14 protein-coding genes and 3 pseudogenes are annotated in these 20,895 nt (G+C 59.7%); 4 read left to right on the plus strand and 13 right to left on the minus strand.

The annotated features are described in order from the left end of the window. Positions 1-599: 599 nt before the first annotated feature. The 3 pseudogenes from AB4851_RS28465 to AB4851_RS28475 form a co-directional block, all read left to right on the plus strand. Positions 600-1,121: pseudogene (locus AB4851_RS28465) on the plus strand (ESPR-type extended signal peptide-containing protein); the annotation flags it as partial. 150 nt (positions 1,122-1,271) lie between these two features. Beyond that, positions 1,272-4,238, plus strand: a pseudogene (locus AB4851_RS28470) (YadA-like family protein); the annotation flags it as partial. A 113-nt stretch (positions 4,239-4,351) separates the two neighbouring features. Beyond that, a pseudogene (locus tag AB4851_RS28475) lies at positions 4,352-4,618 on the plus strand (OmpA family protein); the annotation flags it as partial. Between the two features lie 120 nt (positions 4,619-4,738). Here the strand turns inward: AB4851_RS28475 and AB4851_RS28480 are convergent. The 12 genes from AB4851_RS28480 to AB4851_RS28535 all read right to left on the minus strand — a co-directional run bounded on the left by AB4851_RS28480 (position 4,739) and on the right by AB4851_RS28535 (position 17,799). Beyond that, the gene (locus AB4851_RS28480) at positions 4,739-5,095 is read right to left on the minus strand and encodes a BON domain-containing protein (protein WP_414449753.1); all 357 of its coding nucleotides are present in this window, start codon (positions 5,093-5,095) and stop codon (positions 4,739-4,741) included. Between the two features lie 21 nt (positions 5,096-5,116). After that, positions 5,117-5,680, minus strand: coding sequence for a hypothetical protein (locus tag AB4851_RS28485; protein ID WP_414449754.1), 564 nt, complete (start codon positions 5,678-5,680; stop codon positions 5,117-5,119). Positions 5,681-5,885: 205 nt separating this feature from the next. Continuing rightward, complete coding sequence (locus AB4851_RS28490; protein WP_414449755.1) at positions 5,886-6,293, minus strand: hypothetical protein; 408 nt, start codon at positions 6,291-6,293, stop codon at positions 5,886-5,888. A 194-nt stretch (positions 6,294-6,487) separates the two neighbouring features. Next, complete coding sequence (locus AB4851_RS28495; RefSeq protein WP_414449756.1) at positions 6,488-6,955, minus strand: hypothetical protein; 468 nt, start codon at positions 6,953-6,955, stop codon at positions 6,488-6,490. A gap of 1,016 nt (positions 6,956-7,971) precedes the next feature. Continuing rightward, on the minus strand, positions 7,972-8,661 hold the full coding sequence (locus tag AB4851_RS28500; protein ID WP_414451967.1) for a response regulator transcription factor: 690 nt from the start codon (positions 8,659-8,661) through the stop codon (positions 7,972-7,974). Positions 8,662-8,717: 56 nt separating this feature from the next. Further along, the gene (locus tag AB4851_RS28505) at positions 8,718-10,058 is read right to left on the minus strand and encodes a sensor histidine kinase (RefSeq protein WP_414449757.1); all 1,341 of its coding nucleotides are present in this window, start codon (positions 10,056-10,058) and stop codon (positions 8,718-8,720) included. A gap of 76 nt (positions 10,059-10,134) precedes the next feature. Beyond that, entirely contained in the window at positions 10,135-11,595 is a 1,461-nt protein-coding gene (gene fumC, locus AB4851_RS28510; RefSeq protein WP_414449758.1) for a class II fumarate hydratase, read from the minus strand. 25 nt (positions 11,596-11,620) lie between these two features. Then, positions 11,621-12,610 carry a cytochrome d ubiquinol oxidase subunit II gene (gene cydB, locus AB4851_RS28515; protein ID WP_414449759.1) on the minus strand — a complete coding sequence of 330 codons (990 nt, stop codon included), beginning with the start codon at positions 12,608-12,610 and terminating at the stop codon, positions 11,621-11,623. Beyond that, positions 12,607-14,019: a cytochrome ubiquinol oxidase subunit I gene (locus AB4851_RS28520; protein ID WP_414449760.1), complete on the minus strand. Its 1,413-nt coding sequence runs from the start codon at positions 14,017-14,019 to the stop codon at positions 12,607-12,609. The genes cydB and AB4851_RS28520 overlap by 4 nt, the downstream gene beginning before the upstream one ends. A gap of 224 nt (positions 14,020-14,243) precedes the next feature. After that, positions 14,244-15,743 carry a malate dehydrogenase (quinone) gene (gene mqo, locus AB4851_RS28525; protein ID WP_414449761.1) on the minus strand — a complete coding sequence of 500 codons (1,500 nt, stop codon included), beginning with the start codon at positions 15,741-15,743 and terminating at the stop codon, positions 14,244-14,246. A gap of 23 nt (positions 15,744-15,766) precedes the next feature. Continuing rightward, complete coding sequence (locus AB4851_RS28530; RefSeq protein WP_414449762.1) at positions 15,767-16,153, minus strand: cupin domain-containing protein; 387 nt, start codon at positions 16,151-16,153, stop codon at positions 15,767-15,769. A gap of 944 nt (positions 16,154-17,097) precedes the next feature. Continuing rightward, positions 17,098-17,799: a YoaK family protein gene (locus AB4851_RS28535; protein ID WP_414451968.1), complete on the minus strand. Its 702-nt coding sequence runs from the start codon at positions 17,797-17,799 to the stop codon at positions 17,098-17,100. A 344-nt stretch (positions 17,800-18,143) separates the two neighbouring features. Here AB4851_RS28535 and AB4851_RS28540 point away from each other — a divergent pair, with 344 nt between their 5' ends. Further along, entirely contained in the window at positions 18,144-19,526 is a 1,383-nt protein-coding gene (locus AB4851_RS28540; RefSeq protein WP_414449763.1) for a sigma-54-dependent transcriptional regulator, read from the plus strand. Positions 19,527-19,563: 37 nt separating this feature from the next. On the opposite strand, the gene AB4851_RS28545 is transcribed toward AB4851_RS28540, so the two are convergent. Further along, complete coding sequence (locus AB4851_RS28545; RefSeq protein ID WP_414451969.1) at positions 19,564-20,715, minus strand: DNA topoisomerase IB; 1,152 nt, start codon at positions 20,713-20,715, stop codon at positions 19,564-19,566. Positions 20,716-20,895 lie beyond the last annotated feature (180 nt).

Here is a 20,895-nt window from a genome sequence, read left to right on the forward strand (position 1 = left end):
CTCATTTCAAATAATCAAAATAATTACTTTTCTACTTTTTGGATTATGAATTCAGTCTTTCGGACATGATCCCGAACCCCGAATGCACAACGCAACAACGGGGCCTGACAATCCGGCGGATCGGGCCGTGGCCCCGACTTCGAACGAGCATATCGATCCTGATAATCAGGGCCTTGATTTTGAATCGGCCCCGCGGCCCATGACGATTATCCGAAAGCCACGAGCATGGCATCCAGCCATGCCAAGGCCGGGGCATCGGGGTCAGGCAGCTTGCCTGGCCTCGAATATCACATTCTTACGACACCTTTCAAGATCAGAGCAATGACAGCCGATTACCAAACAACCGGTGATTTGGTGTGAGGATTGCACGACGCACCGAATATCCAATGAAATTGGCAATATCTTTAAAAATAGTTAAATTCACAAATGAAAGACATTTAATTTTAAACATTGGAAAAACATGTTTGCAGTGATTTTCACATGTTCATGGTTACCGAAAATAAACTGAGCTCGTCAATTTCGAGATTACCGCAATCTGGTGATTGATTTGTCTGAAAAATCAGACGCCCTATTGCGTATTTCTTTAAAGGCTGCCGACCATGAATCGCATATACCGCTCAATCTGGAACGCCACCCTCGGAACCTGGGTGGCGGCATCCGAACACACGCAGTCACGAGGCAAGGCCAATCAGTCCGCGATCGTCAAGGCTGCCGTGTCATGTGTCGTGCTGTCGGCAGCCTCGATCAACGTATCGCATGCTCAATACGCTGCAGGCAATGGCGTCGCAACCGGTGCCTCGTCGATCGCCATCGGGGTGAATACGCCCCAGACCGCGACGACGGCCAGCGGCAGCTATTCGGTCGCCATCGGCCCGAGCGCAACATCCGGCGGCAATTATTCGGTGGCGCTTGGCAGCACGGCAACCGCCAGTGGCGGCAGCGCCATCGCTTCCGGTTTCGGGGCGACGGCGAGCGCCGAGCATGCCGCGGCCTATGGCGCCGGCGCCGATGCATCGGGTGGGTATGCGACCGCCCTGGGGCCCGGGGCAACCGCGAGCGGTAGTGGCTCCAGCGCCATCGGCGTGAATGCCGTCACATCCGAAAGCAATTCCGTTGCGGTAGGCAACGGAGCACGAGGAACTGGCCTGGGGTCGACCGCCGTGGGCGCTGGCGGAACGGCGAGCGCGCTCAATTCCACCGCGTTGGGCGCCAACGCCGCGGCGGAGTCGGGCGGTGCCACCGCGCTGGGGGCTTATGCCACCGCCTTTGGTTCGAATGCGGTGGCGATCAGCGAGAACGCCCTGGCCTATGGCAGCAACTCGGTGGCCATAGGTTTCAACACGACGGCCGACGGCCGAAATTCTCTCGCGCTGGGCAATAGCGCCAGTGCGTCGGGTAATGAATCCATCGCGGCAGGTTCAATGGCGGTAGCCAGTCAAGCCAATGGCTTGGCGATTGGAAATGGCGCGACCGCATCCAACGCCAATGCCGTCGCACTGGGGAGTGGTTCGGTAACGACGGCGGCGGTAGGCACCAGTTCAGCCACGGTTGGAAGCGTGTCCTACGGAGGGTTTGCAGGCACGACGCCCTCCTCTACGGTCAGCGTCGGGGCTGTCGGCGCCGAGCGAACCATCACGAACGTGGCCGCCGGGAGAATTACGGCAAGCAGCACGGATGCCATCAACGGCTCGGAGCTTTACTCAACGATTAGTACAACCAATAGCAGTATCACGTCGTTATCGACGTCGACTTCGACCGGCATCGGCTCCTTGTCGACGGGGTTGTCGACCGCCACCAGCAATGTGGCCTCGCTGTCGAGTGGATTGAGCAGCACGAACAGCAATGTGGCCTCGCTGTCGAGCGGCCTTTCTTCGACCAATAGCAACGTGTCGTCGTTGTCGTCGGGCCTCAGCAGTACCAACAGCAATGTCGCCTCGCTGTCGTCCTCGACTTCGACCGGCATCGGCTCCTTGTCGACGGGGTTGTCCACCACCACCAGCAATGTCGCCTCGCTGTCGAGCGGTTTGAGCAGCACCAACAGCAACGTGTCGTCGCTGTCGTCGGGCCTGTCATCGACCAACAGCAACGTGTCGTCGTTGTCGTCTGGCCTCAGCAGCACCAACAGCAACGTCGCCTCGCTGTCGTCCTCGACTTCGACCGGCATCGGTTCCTTGTCGACGGGGTTGTCCACCACGACCAGCAACGTCGCCTCGCTGTCGAGCGGTTTGAGCAGCACCAACAGCAATGTGTCGTCGCTGTCGAGCGGCCTGTCCTCGACCAACAGCAACGTGTCGTCGCTGTCGTCTGGCCTCGGCAGCACCAACAGCAACGTTGCCTCGCTGTCGTCCTCGACTTCGACCGGCATCGGCTCCTTGTCGACGGGGTTGTCGACCACCACCAGCAATCTCGCCTCGCTGTCGAGCGGTTTGAGCAGCACCAACAGCAATGTGTCGTCGTTGTCGTCGGGTCTCAGCAGCACCACCAGCAACGTCGCTTCGCTGTCGAGCGGCTTGAGCACCACCAACAGCAATGTGTCGTCACTGTCGTCGGGCCTGTCGACGACCACCAGCAACGTTGTCTCGCTGTCCAGCGGCTTGAGCACCACCAACAGCAACGTCTCATCGTTGTCCACCGGCCTGTCCTCGACCACCAGCAACGTGTCGTCGCTGTCGTCGAGCCTCAGCAGCACCAACAGCAACGTCGCCGCGCTGTCGTCCTCGACCTCCACCGGCATCGGGGTGCTGTCTACCGGCCTCAGCTCGGCCAACAGCTCGATCATGTCGTTGTCCACATCGACCTCGACTTCGATCAACGCAGCGAAGACACACTATTACAGCGTGAACGACAACGGCACGCCGGCGAGCAACTATCAGAATGACGGTGCAACGGGCATCAATGCACTTGCAGCCGGCGTGAACGCCAGCGCGGCGGGCGCAAGCAGTGTCGCGGTCGGCGATGGTTCAAGCGCCGCCTCGACCGGTGCGATCGCCATCGGTCAGGGCGCGCTCGCCAATGGCGAAGGGGCGACGGCACTCGGCAGCAATGCGCTTGCCAGCGCCAAGGGCGCGGAGGCGTTCGGTTCAGGCGCGACGGCAAGCGGCATCAACTCCCTTGCGTTCGGTTCAAACGCCACCGCGAATGTCGCCAACTCGATCGCGATTGGTGCGAATTCCATGACGGGTGCGCCGGTCGGCACGCAAGGCGCCACGATTGGCGGGCTCGCCTACACGTTCTCGGGTGGAACTCCTGTAGGAGTCTTGAGCGTCGGACAGCCGGGGCAGGAGCGCCAAATCACGAATGTTGCCGCGGGCCGGGTATCCGCCACCAGCACGGACGCGGTGAACGGCAGCCAGCTCAACGCAACCAACCTGGCGGTCAACAGTTTGTCGACGTCGATGGTGTCGAATATCTCGTCGTTGTCGACCGGCATCGGCTCGCTGTCGACAAGCCTCAACACCACCAACAGCAACGTGGCCTCGCTGTCGACCTCCACCTCGACCTCCATCACCTCGTTGTCGACCGGCCTCAGCAGCACCAACAGCAATGTCGCGTCGCTGTCCACGTCCACCTCGGCTTCGATCAGCTCGCTGTCGACGGGGCTGAACACAACCAACAGCAACGTCGCCTCGCTGTCGAGCGGCGTGACGAACATCAATAACACGCTGAACCAGCTGTCAACGTCGATCAACACCAACCAGACACGTTCGGTGAACAGCACCGGGGTGGCAGTCGACATGAACGGCACGGGCAGCGACAGGCCCTCCGTCACGGCCGGTTCCAATTCGGTGGCGATCGGTGCGAATTCGAATGACGGTGGTCGCTTGAACGTGGTGTCGGTGGGCAGCGATACGCAGCAACGCCAGGTCACGAACGTTGCGCCGGGTACGCAGGGCACCGATGCCGTGAACGTGAATCAGTTGACGCAAGTGCAGACGGCAATGTCGACGGCGCTGTCGGGGCAGCAGGGGCAAATCAATTCGCTGGGCTCCCAGTTGCAACAGACCGATCAGATGGCCCGACAAGGGATTGCCGCGGTCGGCGCGATGGCGTCGATCCCGCAGATCGATCGTGACGCCAACTTCGGGATGGGTGTCGGCACCTCGACGTTCCAGGGCCAGAAGGCGATGGCGGTCAACATGCAGGCTCGCATCAGCGAGAACTTGAAGGCCTCGATCAATGGCGGCTTCAGCGGCGGTCAAAAGGTGATCGGCGCAGGCATGCTTTATCAGTGGAAGTGAGGGCTTGCCGGAACCGTCGCGGCAGCTCGGCTAGCTGCCGCGACGCAGGCGGGACGAGTTCGTCATGCGGCCCGTGGTGTGACGCAATCCAATTCGGTTTGAAGGAGTTAACTGTGAACAAACTTACGCTTGCGCTCTTTTCAGCGGCCATCACGGGGTGCTCGACGGCTTCCGGTCCGACCTACAGCGCTTTCGAACTGCAACCGCGTGGTGGCGTGCAAACGTTCCAGGTGGATTGCGGCGGCTTGCTGGCCGGGCCGTCGACCTGCACGAAGGCCGCTCGCAAGATATGCGGCGATCGAATCGTGCGCACCGTCGATTCGGTGCGCACATTGCGCGACGGCTCGAATCCGACATCGTTGGTTTTCCAATGCGATGCGGGGCAAACCCGGGTCGATCCTTGAGCCGGCAAGGAGGTCCGCCGGCTCCGTCGAGAATGGAGCCGAGCGGACAAAGCGGCAAGCCGCCCGAAAACGCATCGACCGACGCGCGATACAAGACTATCGAGGGCTCGCAATCAGAAGGTTGTGAACCGTGCTCACACCCGCCACACCTTGCACCGCGGCTCCGGCCAGCGTGATCTGGCCGGGTTGCGCGACATCACCCGCCAACGTGACGACCTGGCCTCGCACCTTCACATTGATGCCGGACACATCGAGTCCTGGAACTTGCGAAAGCGCGTTGTGCAAGGCCGGTCCCAAATTCGGGTTTTTCCGTTCCGCTACGCTTCTGCCGTGGCGACTCGAGTCCGAAGGTGTGGCCGATGCGATATTGCTTTCCTGTGCCCAAGTGATCTGAGTGGCGACGCCGACACAGGCGATTCCGCATATGACTCTCAGGTTTTTAAATGCTTTCATATTGATTTTCGCCTATCCAACCTAGATACACGTGACGACGATATTGGTGACCAACCCCGCAACCGCGCCAGCCGCATTCGCGACCGTGCAGTTTTGCACCGGCGCGTGAGGTTGAGATAGCACCGTGACCGAATACGAACGGGAATAGCTCACGGGCGTGCCGAACGAGAAGCCGCCATTTCCCGCAAGGGTCACGGTGTCCGCGCCGTTGTTCTGCAGGATGAGCACATTGCCGGGCGTCAGGCCGGCCACCGTCCCGCTGATCGTATAGCTGTTCGGCGTGCACGAAATAGCGACGTTGTCGTCTCCCGGCCCCGGGCCATACCCATCGTTATCGATGATCGAACAGGTCTGCCCCGTGGGCTGCGTGAGCACGGTCACGTTGTAGTCGCTTGAATTGTCGACCGGATTCGAAAAGAGAAAGCTGCCGTTGGCAGTCAGTGTCAGGTTGTCGGCTCCGTCATTCTGTACAACCAGGCTGCTCGATGGAAGCAGCCCATCGAGAACACCGCCGACCTGGTAACAGGAGCCGTCACTCAGACAGCTATCGCCGTTATCGCCGCCGCAACCGGACAGGATCAGCATGGCAGCAGTCATCCCGGTTACCAGACGATAACTGCGCCCCCTCCCCGGTGCATGGCGCCGACGGCCGACTGCACCGGCTGGAAAATCATTCGACTCCAATCGGGAATTCATCATTCTTTAGCTAGCTTGCGATTTTTTGAAGATCATGATTTTTGTTCGCACGCCGAAATGATCAAACACTTCAGCGTGCCGGCACGTGAATACTTTACTTCGACGTGCAAGTCTCGATGCCGTTGCCGCCCCCCATGTATTGCGGCTCGTAGTAGAACTTTTTGATCGTGATCTTTCCACTCGACGCGGTATTCACCGTAGCCAGCGCTACGCCGAAGTCGTGCTTCGACAGATCCTTATTCGCGAAGTCCATGGCCAATTGTTTCCCGTTCGAAACAATCGATCCGACGTAGACGTCATCGACCGTCACCTTGTAAGCACCGAACTTGCCCGAACTATACTTCGCGTCGAGCTTGAGGATCATGGTGCTGTGCGAATCGCCGTCGTGAATATCGTTGCCGGCGCACTGATAAACACCGCTGATATCGGTGCCATTGAACGGGGTTCGAGTTGCCTCGATGGTTGCCGCGTGGCTTGACGATGCGAGCACGAGGAGCGACATTCCGAAAGACGTCAAGATTGATTTCATCATCAAATCCCAATAACTACATAAATAACCGACCATTTCGCACATCACCGAAAATCAACGGCAATAATAACGCTGCATCGTTGATGCCGAGAGATCACGAAATGGACCACCAACAGCCCACGAATTTCACAAATCTTCTTATCGATCTTTGTTTTTCAACTATATTTTCAATTAAACTCGACGTTATTCGGCTTCTTGAATCGAAACCAGGCGATACTCCTTGGCGTCGCCAGCAGGATCACGGCCACGACCTCCGCGATGCAATCGATATTGTTACTCGGGGCCAGCGACGCATCCTCCGGGTGAACGGTATACGCCAGGAAAATCGCCAACATCTTTATAACCAAAATGACCGACAGAACATTTTTTGCCCATCGCTGCCTGGAAAACAACTCGACCAGCAAAAAACCCTTCACGACCACCCAAACCAGCACTATCGTCAACAAAAAGAACACGATGGCACCAAGCGCCGCAGCGGACATCTTTTCGGAAGACTGAAAATTGTTCAGCGACTCGAAATCGTGGTACCCACAAAGCATTTGCACAAAAAGAATGGGCAACGGAAGATAAAACACGAACAGAATCATCGCGGCAATTTTTGCAGAAATCGGTGATTTACCGTTCAGAATTGGCACCTTTCTACGAAGAACAAACCTCATCACAACACCCCTTTTATACTTTCACGTCAAATAAATATATCGTCCCGGCGCATCAAAAATACCCAATCCTTCAACCCTCTCCCCGGGAAATTCCGACCATTTACTCGATCGTGAATCACCTCCTCTCATGATCAATTTTTTGAGCCACAGTGCGAGTACGCCACGCCCCATCCCGATGCACGGTCCGGCACGCATTCAGGTGAAATACTCGCCCTGCCTTGGAGAAATTTTCACGCTGCGATCAGCGCACACCAATCAATTGCAAACCCGAAAGCTGTGCCAGTGCCAACCGTAATAGCCATTGTCGGGTTCGCGACGGCGTACCCAGTGACAGAAAACCGGGGGCGACTCCACGACAGCAACGGCAGGAGCCGCGACCACCACGGGCGCAGGCGCAGCCACAACCACCTGAGGCGGTGGAGGCGCCGCCACGACCACGGCCTGCGCCAATGCGGACTGCGAAAAACAGACGGACAGCAGTGCCGAACACAAAGCAACGGCACAAGCCTTGAATGAAAATTTTTGCATTTTTTAGTTTCGAAGATGAAGTTCGGTGTGGATCAGCAGAGCACGTCAGCGCCAATAGCCATGATGCCAATAGCCCCACGAGTCGTAATGAGCCGGAACCCAGACGGCCTGGCCGACGGGGGCGACCACACACCCAACAAGGCTCAAGCTCAGGCTACAGAGCAGCGTCACAATAGAAATGCGTTTCAGCATGGGATGTCGAGTTGTAAAAATCAGTGCTTCTGGAAGGTCCATCTACACACCGCATCACGATGCATCGCGCCTTTTCAATCGATCGTTATCCTGATCAATTGATTGATCGCTACCCATCATGCTTCAGCGATGACATGCCCAGGGCCGTACCCAGCGATACGATCCTCAAAAAAACTCACGTTTCAAGGATCGCTCACTACCCTGACAGTGCGTCGATACAACATATCGTATCGTTGAAGAATGAGCGCAGAATGAGCGATCCGGGAAGTGCGTCAGTGAGCCAACGCCAGGTCGTTGCCGACATCGTCGAGCATCACGGTCCACCCGAGTCCGCGCACATTGCGAATCACGGCCCCCCCGAACTTCTTTCGCACCGAATGAATCAGGGCGTCGATCGCATTGCTCTCGACCTCTTTTCCCCAGCCATACAGGCGGTCTTCAAGCTGCCCGCGCGACAGGATCGTTCCCGGCCGCTCGAGAAACGCCAACATCAGCGAGAACTCGCGTGCGGACAACACCGACGTGCTGCCATTGCACGTCAGTGTGCGTTTGTCCATGTCGAGGCTGAAGGATTCGTTGCCGAGGCGAGAGGAGGCATAGCCCGCCTTCCGCCGGATCACGGCACGAATTCGTGCCAGCAGTTCGGGAACCGCAAGCGGTTTCAACATATAGTCGTCTGCCCCGACATCGAGGCCTTCGACCCGTGAATCGAGATCATCCTTGGCCGTCAGGATCAGAACCGGCACGGCCTTACCCGCCTTTCGCAATGATTTCAGCAGTTCCATGCCGTCCATGCCGGGCAAACCCAGATCGAGCAGCACGACGCTGTACTCCGCGTCGTCGGTGGCACGTAGCCCGGCCACCCCATCACGTACCCAGTCCACGCTGATATCGGCATTCTTCAATGCGCGCAGTAGGCCTTGACCGATCTGTACATCGTCTTCGATTAGCAAAACTCGCATTTCCATTACCTTGAAAAACACCATGAACGGCCGAATGCCGCGGAATCGGTGGGGCCTCAGGCGGCGCCATCACGTTCCATCGGCAAGCTCACCATGGCGATGATCCCGGACTGCCCGTCGCTGCGATTGTGCAGTTGCACCGTCCCGTCGTAGCGAGTCACGATGGCCCTGACGATCGCCAGACCCAAGCCGCTGCCGTCGCCGCCGACATCGGCGCGAAAGAAACGATCGAACACGCGCGGCAGCAGTTTGGGATCGATGCCCGGCCCGCTGTCCTTGACCGTGATATCGACCGTCTTGCCCCGTACGTGGGTCGATACATCGATCCTGCCGCCGTCCGGCGTATACCGCACGGCATTCCCGACCAGGTTCCGGACCACCGTGTCGATATCCAGCTCGAGCATGCGCACTCGCGCATCGGTCATTTCGTCTGCGCCGATATCGATGCGTCGTTGTATTGCCGTCGGCAACACATCGGCAATGGCATTCACGATGGTCGGGCCAACGTCGATGCTCGCCATCGCCGATGCCATCGACTTGCCCAACAGGGGCGTATCGGCACGAGCCAGTCTCAGCAGTTGAGAAATCAGGTTACTGCTGCGTGTAATGCCGCTTTGCAGTTCGCGAAAGCGCTCCAGACTGCCCAATCCGATCTCGTGTTGCAGATTGTCGGCCTGCAATTGCAAGGCGGTGATGGGCGTTCGCAGCTCGTGGGCGGCATTGTCGATAAATTGGCGCTCGGTTTCGATCGAATGAGCGAGACGTTCGATCATCAGATTGATGGAACGGATGAAGGGCAGCAACTCATCGGGCACGCGAGTCAGCGGCAACGCTTCCAGACAGTTCACGTCGATGGCGCATACCGTATTGCCGAGCCGATTCACCTGTCGCAGCGAGCGGCTCACGACGATCGGCACCGCGATCCAAACGAAGGGAATCAGCACGACGATCGGCCAGAGCGAGTAGGTCGCCAACCGCGTCTCCATTTCTGCCCGTGCCGACATCCGTTGCGCAATCTGGACCCGCTGGCCGGGGCGGCTGCGCGTGTAGAGCCGCCACTTCTCTCCGAACAGAGTCGGGTTGGTGAAACCGAGCCGCGCGTCACGCGGCAACAGCAAATCCGGATTGTTGGAATAGACGGGTTTCGATTCGTCGTCTTTCCATACGACGATGACGAGGTCATGCTTGTCCGGGGGCGTGGAAACCCGAAAAAACGTCACGCTGCGCGTGTCGAAATCGAGCCGAAGGCGGATGGCCAGAGAGGCCATGCGCCGGTCGAGCAGCGCGGCCGTACCGGCTTTCAAAAAGTGGTACGAGCTCGCGCCTTGCATCAATGCAAGCAAACTGATCATCACGCCAATGGCGAGGATGAGTTGGTTACGAAGCGATTTGAGCATGAACATGGTCGTCAGTCGCGAAGCCAACCCGCCACACGCCTTCCTGATCGGGAGGCAACGAAGTGACCACCGTTTATCAAGCGCCCCCGGTGCCCTCACCGATCATGGCGGCGGGGTTGATGAACTTCTCGTAGTCGGATTCGCTGACCTTGCCCGATTTGAGCGCCGCGGCCTTCAACGTGGAGCCGGTGGCCTGCGCATCCTCGGCGATATGCGCGGCGTTCTGATAACCGATCACCGGCGACAGTGCCGTCACCAGCATCAGGTTGTTGTCCAGGTAAGCCTGAATCCTGTCGTGATCGAGATCGGTTCCTTCCACGGAATAGGTCCGGAACTTTTCGCAGCCATCGGCGAGAATCGTCGCGCAATGCAGGAAGTTGTTGATGATGATCGGCCGCATCGCGTTCAGCTCGAAATTGCCCTGGCTACCCGCAAAGGCGACCGCCGTGTCCTCGCCGATCACCTGGATCGAGATCATGACCATCGCTTCGCATTGGGTTGGATTGACCTTGCCCGGCATGATCGACGAGCCGGGTTCGTTGGCCGGCAGCGTGAGTTCCCCCAGCCCGCAGCGCGGCCCCGACGCCAGCCAGCGCATGTCGTTGGCGATCTTCATGAGCGACACCGCGGCGCCGCGCAGCGCCGCGGAGGCGCGCACCATGGCGTCCAGCGAGCCCTGCGCCATGAATTTGTTCGGCGCCGTCACGAACGGCTTTCCCGTCAGCTCGGCAATCTTCGCCGCCACATTTTTCGAAAATCCCGCCGGCGCATTGAGGCCGGTGCCGACCGCGGTGCCGCCGAGCGCCAGTTCGTAGAGCCCTTCGCGGCTGCGTTCGATCTCCGCGATGCAGGCCCGCAGCTGCGCGGCCCACCCCGACCATTCCTGCCCGACCGACAGCGGCGTCGCGTCTTCCAGATGGGTACGCCCCACCTTGATCACGTTCATCCATCCGCTCGCCTTGCGTTCGATGGTGGCGGCAAGCCGGCTCAGGGCCGGCACGAGACGCTCGTCGATCACGGTGACGGCGGCGATATGCATCGCGGTGGGGAAACTGTCGTTGGACGACTGGCCCATGTTGACGTCGTCGTTGGGCCCTACCGGCTGCTGCGTGCCGAGCGTGCCGCCCAGCAATTGAATCGCACGGTTCGACAGCACTTCGTTCACGTTCATGTTGGACTGGGTGCCCGACCCGGTCTGCCACACATAAAGCGGGAAATGCGCATCGAGCCGGCCGGCGATCGCTTCGTCGGCGGCATGAACGATGGCCTGAGCTTTCCAGTCAGGCAGCCGCCCGGCCGCCTGGTTGACCAGGGCACATGCCTTCTTCACCGTGCCATAGGCGTGATAGACCGCCTTGGGCATCCGGTCGTCGCCGATCGAGAAATGCTCGAGCGAGCGCTGCGTCTGCGCGCCCCAGTATTTTTCGGCGGGCACCGAGACCGTGCCCATGCTGTCAAATTCCTCGCGGGTGCCCGAGGCATTGAGGCCGATTGCAATGTCCGCCAGGGCTGGGTGGTCGAGGTTGGCGTTCGTCATGTTCAGTGTTCCTTGATAGAGAATGTCAGTACTCTTCACCATTCACTTGCACCTTCCCCTTGAAGGTGAAGTAAATGAACATCGTGTATAGAATCGTGATCGGCAGCACGAAGACACCCGCTCCCCAGAACAGAAACGACTGGCTCGACTGTGGCGCTGCGGCTTCGGTGGTCGTCATGGCGAACGGAATCACATACGGATAGAACGACGCGACGAACGTACCGAGCCCAACCGCAAACAACGCCACGGTGAGAAGGAACGGCGCCAACTCCCGACGCGCGCCGATGGCTCTTGCCATCAACGCACTGATCACCAGGGCTTCAATAGGAAACAGAAACAGTGTCGGGTGATCGATCCAGCGCTGCATGAGCGGCGTGTTTCTGAGCAAGGTCGCGACGAACGCCACCGCAAGAAATCCCAATACCCCCACCAGCAGGCGAGGCAGCAGTCGAAAGGCCAGTTGTTGCGTGGTGCGGCGCGACTTGTAGGCGAGCCAGGCCGCGCCGATCAGCGCGTATCCCAAACACAAGCCCAAGCCACAGAACAGCGCAAAGGGCGACAGCCAGCCAAAAGCGCCGCCGATGTAATCGCGCCCGTTCATCGGCAGACCATTTGCCAGCGCGCCCGCGGTCGTGCCTTGCATGAAGGCCACGAGGTAGGATCCGATCATGAATCCCTTGTCCCACAACGGCCGGGTGCGCGTGCTTCGGTCACGGAATTCAAAGGCAACGCCTCGGAAAATCAGACCGGCCAACATGACCATCAGAGGCAAATAAAAGGCCGACAACAACGTCGCGTAAAACAGCGGGAATACCGCGAACATGACCGTCGCGCTCATGACGAGCCAGGTCTCGTTGCCATCCCACACGGGTGCGATCGACGCCAGCATGCGGTCACGCTCCGATGCGTCTCGAACCCATGGAAGCAACATGCCGACGCCCAAGTCGAAACCGTCGAGCGATACGTACAGAAATGTGGTCAGAACAAGCACCGCAACCCAGAAATCGAGCATCATGCGAGCGTCTCCGATTTGCGATTCGAGTCGATGTTCTCGCTCGCCAGCGATAAAGGACGTTTCGGGTTCGTTCCCGCTGTTGCCGGTGCAGAAACACTGGCTGGGCCACGCTTGAGCAAGCGATAGATGTAGATCGTGCCGAACAGGAAGATCACGCTGTATATGACCGAGAAGAGGAGCAATGTGGCGCCGACTTCCGGACTGCTCAAAGTCGGGGTGACAGCCTCCGCGGTACGCAATTGGCCGAACACCGTCCAGGGTTGTCGGCCCACTTCGGCGGTAAACCAACCCGTCAAGGTCGCGATGAAGCCAACGGGAAAGGACAGGAAAATCGTCCGGAGCAACCAACGGCTGACCTGAGCACGCTTGCGTACCACCTGCCAACTCCCGTACCAGGCGAGTGCCAGCATCAGCAGCCCACACGCGACCATGATTCGGAATGCGAAAAATGGGATGGCCACCGGAGGGCGATTCGCTTTCGGCCAATCGGTCAGCCCGACCTCTTTTGACGTGAGGCTCATCGAGCCGATCAGGCTACCCAGGTAAGGGATGCTGATCGCGTAATCGTTCGATTCGGTCTTCTCGTTGGGCCAGGCGATCAATACTTCCGCCGCCGGTTGCTCGTCATGCCAGCGCGCTTCTATCGCTGCGAACTTGGTGGGCTGTTTATCGTGCGTATAGTCACCGACCAGGTGCCCGAACAACAACTGACACGGCACCAGCACGGCAGCCAGGCCAAGCGACATGCGCATCATGGTGCGCGACTCGGCTTCGAACTGCCCTTTCAGGGTGTGCCACGCACCGGTGGCGGCGATGCAGAACGCCGACGTGAGATAGGCGGCGAGCAGCATGTGCGGGAAGCGCACGAGCATCACTGGGCTGAAGATGATGGCCGGCCAGTCGGTCGGCGTGAAAACCCCCTTCGCGTCCATCACGAAACCAACCGGGTATTGCATCCAACTGTTGTTGACCATGATCCAGAACGAGGACAAGGTCGTACCGAGCGCCATCATCAGACAGGAAAAGAAGTACAGCCATCGAGGCAAGCGGTTCCGGCCGAACATCACCATGCCGAAAAAGCTCGCCTCCAACGCGAACGCACTGAACGTTTCATAGGCCAGCAGCGGCCCCTGGATCGCGCCGGTTCGCCGGGAGAGTTCACTCCAGTTGGTGCCGAACTGAAACGCCATGACGATGCCCGACACCACACCCATCGCGAACGCAACCGCGAATATGCCGCGCCAGAAATCGAACAGACGCCGATAGGTTGGCCGCCCTGTCGTCAGCGACATCCCCTCCAGCACACAGAGCCACGCAGCCAGCCCTACCGTGAAAGCTGGAAAAATGATGTGAAACGACACGGTCGCCGCGAACTGGATTCGCGACAGCATGAGTGCGGTGAGGTTCATATGGCTTCCTTGAGCCGATTTCCAGCCGGACAGCCGCCCGAGCAGAGGCAAGTCGTGCTGTGTCCACGTAGATTCGTGGCGAGCGCCACCTACGTCTGCGTTGATTGATATCGAAATTGCGGTAACCGGCATCACGGCTTTCCCCGGCGCGAAGAACATTCGCAGTGCGAATGGAACGCGTTGCCAGTTCATCGGCCGGGTCGAAACTCACGCACACTGCCGCGTCAAACGTTTTCCAGCCCGAGCACGGCCGCGGTATGGGCGCGGGTTTCTCGGCATGCCTCGCCGTCTTGCTTCAGATCGATCCCATAAGTCGGGATGATCTGCTTCAGGCGCGGCAGCCAATCGCCGTCCGTCATTCGATCGGAGAAGCAGGTACGCAGCACTTCGAGCGCGATATGGGCCGCCGTCGATGCGCCGGGCGATGCACCCATCAAGGCCACGATCGACTTGTCTTGCGACGCGACGAGTTCCGTGCCGAACTCCAGTTCGCCACCGCCCTTGCCATTGGCCTTGATGATCTGGACACGTTGGCCGGCCACCGCCTCGGTCCAGTCTTCCTCTCTGGCGCCGGGATAAAAGCCCTGCAGGGTTTCGAACATCTGATGCGGCGTCTGAACGATCTGCCCGACCAAATACTCTTCGAGTTGCAGGCTGTGTCGCGCAACGTCGAGCATGGGCAGAATGTTGGCGGGTCGCACCGACTTGAACAAATCGAAATAGGAGCCCTCCTTGAGAAACTTGGTCGAGAACCCGGCATAAGGCCCAAACAGCACCGAGCGCTTGCCGCCAACCACCCGGGTGTCCAGATGCGGTACGGACATCGGCGGCGATCCATGGGCCGCCTTGCCGTAGACTTTGGCGTGGTGACGTTGCGCAACGGCATCGACGTCACAGCGCAGCCACACCCCGCTGACCGGAAACCCGCCGTAACCGTGCCCTTCCGGAATGCCCGATTTCTGCAGCAGTTCGATCGATGCACCGCCGGCGCCGATGAATACGAATTTCGCCAGCGTGATGCTGATTTCGCCAGTTTCGCGATTTTCCACCTCGACCTGCCAGGCACCATTTTCGTGACGCGCCAGGCCCACGACGCGATGCTGGTAATGCACCGAGAATCCTGACTGGCCGGCCAGTTGCGCCACGAGCAAGTGGGTCAGCGCGCCGTAGTCGACATCGGAGCCGGTCGCCATGCGGGTCGCGGCCAACGGCGTTGCCGGATCGCGCCCCTCCATCAGCAACGGTGCCCATTCGGCAATCTGCTTGCTGTCCTCGCTGTACTCCATGCCGGCGTAGCAATGATGCGAGGACATCGCTCGAAAGCGCTCGCGCAGGAATGTCCGATTCGCCTCGCCGGTGACGAAACTCATATGCGGGCAGGCATGAATGAACGCCGCGGGGTCGGCTATTTTCCCGGTCTTGACCAGGTGGGCCCACAGCTGCCGGGACATATCAAACTGAACATTGACCTCGAGCGCCTTGGCGATGTCGACACTGCCATCGGGCAACTCGGGGGTGTAATTCAGCTCGCAATTGGCGGCGTGCCCGGTGCCCGCATTATTCCAACCATCCGAGCTTTCGAGCGCGCAGTCGTGCAAGGTTTCGAACATCACCACCGACAGTGACGGATCGAGTTCCTTCAGCACCGTACCCACAGTCGCGCCCATGATGCCGGCGCCGATCAGAACGACATCTGCATTCCTAAACGTATTCTCAATACTCATCTGAAACTCCGTCGACCAGATAACTAGTCTTGCTTTACGAAACAGGGGGTGGAGAACGGCGTGAAGATCACATACGCGCGCCGCCACGGCTCGTCGTCGACGAGCCTCCAGCGGTGGCCGCTTCCCGTCGTGTCCTCGGCAAGCAGCACATCGCCTGGCGCGATGGTGAATGTCGCACCCGATCGCGTGGTGAACTCGAGCGTGCCGCTCAGCGTGATGACGAACTGGCGAGCAGGTGCGTCGTGCCATTCGAAAGTCCCACCCGCGCGTGTCTCGCGAAACGAGATGGACACCACGTCGACGGTTTCGCTCAGCACGTCGCCCCGCTCTCCCTTCGGGAGATCGATCAAGCCTTCCTCGAACAGCGAGTCGCCATCACTGCCGGTCCAGATTCGAACACATCTGATCATTGCACGCTCCACCCAATAGTCTGTTAAATAATCTTTGCTTGATGCGCAATCCTATAAAGGAAAAAGGCATGAAAGCGGACAATACAGCAGCGGAAGTTTAAAAGCATCCCTTCTAAAGTTAAACATTTTTCATCCACGGGCATCCTCATTTTTTCTCATCCATTTAGTTCCTATCTTCAGTAGATAGCAGATCAATTCAAATCAAGTTTAGTGATTATTTTTGGATGTTTACCTTGAATTCTTTCAAAGCAGATTCATCACATCAATCTTGCCTGCCGAACTACCCACTCACAATTCACCCGCATCTCTTCATGGAGTACTTAAACAATCTTCTTAAGCCAATGATTAATTATCAAGTTCAATACTCTTGATAAGAAAGGGAATTGAAATGAGGAAGGCATACCTGCGTCCGAGCGCGGAACAACGCCCGACGCTCATGGCCGGGCAGCCCGACGCGAGCCCGGTCGGCGGCCGACGAAAGCGGTGCGCGGCAATGCACGCGAAACGCGGTTCGTCGTGCCATGCCGAATGAACGATGCAGGAAGATTTTCACGGAACGCGAAATAACCTGTTATTTCGCCTTGGAGGAATACTTGATTATTGATAATGCCAGGTTACAGCCGCCGCACCCTAAAACTTATTCAACACTCCAATCCGGAGTTTGACCTGATTATGCGATCCGGCCGGAAAACCATTCGCAATATCGCCAATGGAGGCCACCGCATTAACGACATTTCCTTAGGAATCCAATGTCGAGCCACTCGCATGCTGACAACCCCCAATACATAGAGCAAGGTTTTCCGGATAAAAAATAAATGACCGTGACGCCCAGGTTCTGGTAACGAGGAGGTAGCGCATCTCCCGCAACAGATTGATCGAACAGATATGAACGCCCCCGGATCGAGCAGGTATTCAGATTCCTGCATGCGCACGAGACGGGGCGATTATCGATTCCCCGCTTGATTTTCCCCACCGCCGGCGCCGCTGCGCGCCAGTTGTCCCATCCGGAAAAGTGCGCCCAACAGAAGCGCAACGGCAAACCATAACGCCATATCGCGCATCAGCCGGGTGGCGAGCCCTCCGAACACGGCGCCGGCGAAGAAGCTCAAGCTCGCGCCGCCGAGCAACGATGCGTCGTGCAGCGCCAACTTGTCGTATCTTGGAATGAGTCCTTCGAGAAGACTTTTCGCCGCGCCGCGAAGGTTGCCGGTCGTCATCATTGACGAGTACGCAAGATTCTCGACATGCGTAAACGACAAGGTCTGCATGGTGGCGACGAACGTGATGCCCGGGATCAACCACAGTTCCGCGCGTCCACACACGCCACTGGCGGCTACCGTCAGAAAGAGAATCTCGAGTAAAAGGCAGACCAGGGCGGGACGCCGAATCACGTTGGCCACGATGTCGAGTCGCAACAGATGGACGACGAATACCGCGAGCACGAAGGCGACGAGTGGCGGGACGTGCCGTTGCGCCTGAACCCAGTTGCCGGCTGATATCTGGATGCCAAGGAGTGCCACGTTCCCGGTCATGGCGTTTGCGAACACGCCGCCGTGGCCAACGTAGGCATAAGCGTCGAGAAAGCCTCCGGACAGCGTCAAGAGGGTGGCGACGCTACGGCTTTTGCCTGCCGTATCCAGATTCATCTTGCTCGCTCCTGTTTCCTTCATGATGTTGCCGCGCATGGTAGCAGCGAAGAATGCGCTGTCGGGAAGACAAGTGCGTGGCCTGGCCGGCGGATAGCCGAGCTGCCCGGCTTGCCATTTCCGATCCACTTTTTGTAGACTTCCGATAGGTAGCACGCCTGTTGCCACTTCTCGGAAGGGCGCCGCACCGGCCCGGCGTTTGGACCGGCTGCCAACGCCGACACGACGTGGCTTCGGCACGCTCTGCCCTTCTCAGGCGCAGAGACTTTCTGGTCATTCCATCAGCAAGCGATGCAGTTCGAGGTCCGCCGACCTTGCTGCGTGATTCGTCATGGACACCGCCCATGCCCTACGTACTCTTTGTCGAAGACGACCCCGATTCCAGGGATATGCTCGTGGCGCTCGCCCGGACCCAGCACCTGACATGCGACGCCGTCGGAACGTTGGCCGAGGCCCGGGCCCTCATTGCCAGGCGCATGCCCGACCTTATCCTGAGCGACTTGATGTTGCCCGACGGTCAAGGTGTGGACCTCTTTGACGAGTTGCCCAAGGGAACGCACTGCGAAAAGGTGGTGATGACCGGCCACGCCAGCATGGATTCGGCAATCAATGCGATCCGATGCGGTGCGAACGACTACCTCGTCAAGCCGTTGAACATGCACCGGCTCAACAGCATCTTCGCGCGCGTGCCCAGAACGCCTGCGCTCCACGAAGAGATCGCCAAGTTGCGCGACGAGCTGAAGCGTCTCGGCCGCTTCGGTCTCATGCTTGGCAGCTCGCCGGTGATGCAGCGTGTCTATGACGCCCTCACGCGGGTGGCGAGCACGGATGCGTCGGTGCTGCTGACGGGAGAATCCGGCACCGGAAAGGAATTGGCGGCGGAAACCGTCCACAACCTCAGCAACCGCCGTAGCGGCCCGTTCCTCGCCGTCAACTGCGGCGCCATCGCGGCGAACCTGGTCGAGAGCGAACTGTTCGGCCACGACAAAGGCAGCTTTACCGGCGCAGACCGCCAGCACCAGGGCTACTTCGAGCGCGCGGATGGCGGCACCTTGTTTCTCGATGAAATTACCGAGATGCCGCTCGAATTGCAGGTCAAGCTGCTGCGCGTGCTCGAAACAGGATGCGTATCACGCTTGGGGGCCACCGCAGAGGTGGATGTCGACGTGCGCATCGTCGCGGCGACCAATCGCGATCCCGAAGCAATGATCGCCAGCGGCAAGTTGCGGGCCGACCTCTACCATCGAATCAACGTCTTTCCGATCGCGCTGCCACCGCTTCGGGAGCGTGGCGACGACATACAGTTGCTCGCCGGCGCGCTGCTCGAGCAGCACGGCAAAGCGTCCGGACGCAACCGGCAGTTCGCCCCGGCCGCACTGGCCGCGCTGTCGAATTACGCGTGGCCGGGAAACGTGCGCGAACTGCGCAACTTCGTGCAGCGCGCGAGCATCTTCAACGAGGGCGATTTGATCACCGAACTCCCGCCGCCCATCCTGACCGAAGTATTGGGCGACGGGGACGCCGCCGACGAGGTCGTGACGGTGCCGCTGGGCATCACGCTCACCGAGGTCGATCGACGCATGATCCTCGGCACGCTGGCGCAATGTGGCGGCGTCAAGACGCACGCAGCCGAAGTGCTCGACATCAGTCTGAAGACGATCTACAACCGCCTCGCGGAATTCAACGACACCGATGACGATGACCCGCTGAACCACGGCGCCTCGTAACATCGCCCCCGACACGCGCGGCAAGCCGGCCCGGCGATCAGGCGTGCGGCGCGCTCATGCGCTTGCCGCGCGTCGAGGCGGATCGATGGGCCTCATGGCCGGCCCCCTTGCTGCCATCCGACGCGCCAACCCGTCTTCGCGGCCGCTGCACCGGTTTCGATGCCGGGCTTCCCGCGGCCTTGACCAGCAAAGCCGCAAACGCCACCTCGTCGATCCTCAACCCGCGTCGCGCACGACACGGCCCGAGCGCCGCCAGCCCGCCGGCTTCGAACGCGTCGAGCACCACCGGATGGATATAGCAGCGTCGGCACACGGCGGGCGTGTTGTAGAGCAGCGCAGCCACCGCCCGCACCGTCTCGACGATCTGCTTGCGCGCCTGCGCCGTGTCGATCCATTCGATCCGGCGCAGCGCGCCGAGCGCGTGGACGCTGCCCGCCCACGTGCGATAGTCCTTCGCCGTGAAATCCGCGCCGCTCGCCTCGTGCAGATAGGCGTTGATGTCGGCCGATCCGACCGTGTGCCGTTGACCATCGTCGTCGACGTACTGGAACAGGTCGTGGCCGGGCAGCTCCGCGCAGCGCCGCAACATGCGCCGCAGGCGCGGATCGTCGATCGTGACGTCGTGCTCCACCCCGCTCTTGCCGGTAAAACGCAGCCGCATTTCGCCGGCCGCGATCTTCAGGTGGCGCTTGCGCAGCGTGGTCAGCCCGTAGGACGCGTTGTCCCGTGCGTATTCGGCGCTGCCGATCCGCACCAGCGTGGTATCGAGCAGACGCACCACGGTCGCCACCACCTTGTCGCGCGGCATGCCGGGCTGACGCAGATCGCGCGTGACGCGCGAGCGGATTCGCGGCAAGGCCCGGGCAAACGCGGTCATCCGCGAATATTTGTTGGCATCCCGAAGTTCCCGCCACAGCGGATGGTAGCGATACTGCTTGCGACCACGGGCATCGCGGCCGGTCGCCTGGAGATGGCCGCGCGGGTCGGCACAGATCCACACGTCCGCATAGGCCGGCGGGATGGCCAGCGCGTCGATTCGCGCGATTTCGTCGGCATCGCGAATGCGCCCGCCATCCACGTCGAAATAGACGAAGCGACCCCGCATGCGCCGCCGCGTCAGACCGGGCCGACGGTCGTCGACATGGCGCAGCGGTCCGACGCGCGCCTCTGGGTCTGGTGTGGCTGTCATTGCATCCTCCGGGTCTCGTGTGGTTCGCGGCACGCAATCGGTTCCCACGATGGCGAATCCGATGGAAAACGTCGGACGCGGCAGGCGACCAATTTGCAAGCACCGTGTACAAAAGCGCCAACCGGCGCGCCGGCCGGCCCGGACTCCCGCGATCGTCCGACGGAGCCGATCATGGGGGGC

It is taken from the genome of Burkholderia sp. 22PA0099 (assembly GCF_047497165.1).
Lineage (GTDB): Bacteria > Pseudomonadota > Gammaproteobacteria > Burkholderiales > Burkholderiaceae > Burkholderia.

Excerpts from the sequence above, each read along its gene's own strand:
- AB4851_RS28545 (WP_414451969.1), bottom strand. The coding sequence starts at position 20,715 with ATGACAGCCACACCAGACCCAGAGGCGCGCGTCGGACCGCTGCGCCAT.
- AB4851_RS28500 (WP_414451967.1), bottom strand. The coding sequence starts at position 8,661 with ATGCGAGTTTTGCTAATCGAAGACGATGTACAGATCGGTCAAGGCCTA.
- AB4851_RS28535 (WP_414451968.1), bottom strand. The coding sequence starts at position 17,799 with ATGAATCTGGATACGGCAGGCAAAAGCCGTAGCGTCGCCACCCTCTTG.
- AB4851_RS28540 (WP_414449763.1), top strand. The coding sequence starts at position 18,144 with ATGCCCTACGTACTCTTTGTCGAAGACGACCCCGATTCCAGGGATATG.
- AB4851_RS28490 (WP_414449755.1), bottom strand. The coding sequence starts at position 6,293 with ATGTCGCTCCTCGTGCTCGCATCGTCAAGCCACGCGGCAACCATCGAG.
- AB4851_RS28480 (WP_414449753.1), bottom strand. The coding sequence starts at position 5,095 with ATGAAAGCATTTAAAAACCTGAGAGTCATATGCGGAATCGCCTGTGTC.
- fumC (WP_414449758.1), bottom strand. The coding sequence starts at position 11,595 with ATGACGAACGCCAACCTCGACCACCCAGCCCTGGCGGACATTGCAATC.
- cydB (WP_414449759.1), bottom strand. The coding sequence starts at position 12,610 with ATGATGCTCGATTTCTGGGTTGCGGTGCTTGTTCTGACCACATTTCTG.
- AB4851_RS28505 (WP_414449757.1), bottom strand. The coding sequence starts at position 10,058 with ATGCTCAAATCGCTTCGTAACCAACTCATCCTCGCCATTGGCGTGATG.
- AB4851_RS28485 (WP_414449754.1), bottom strand. The coding sequence starts at position 5,680 with ATGCTGATCCTGTCCGGTTGCGGCGGCGATAACGGCGATAGCTGTCTG.
- mqo (WP_414449761.1), bottom strand. The coding sequence starts at position 15,743 with ATGAGTATTGAGAATACGTTTAGGAATGCAGATGTCGTTCTGATCGGC.
- AB4851_RS28520 (WP_414449760.1), bottom strand. The coding sequence starts at position 14,019 with ATGAACCTCACCGCACTCATGCTGTCGCGAATCCAGTTCGCGGCGACC.
- AB4851_RS28530 (WP_414449762.1), bottom strand. The coding sequence starts at position 16,153 with ATGATCAGATGTGTTCGAATCTGGACCGGCAGTGATGGCGACTCGCTG.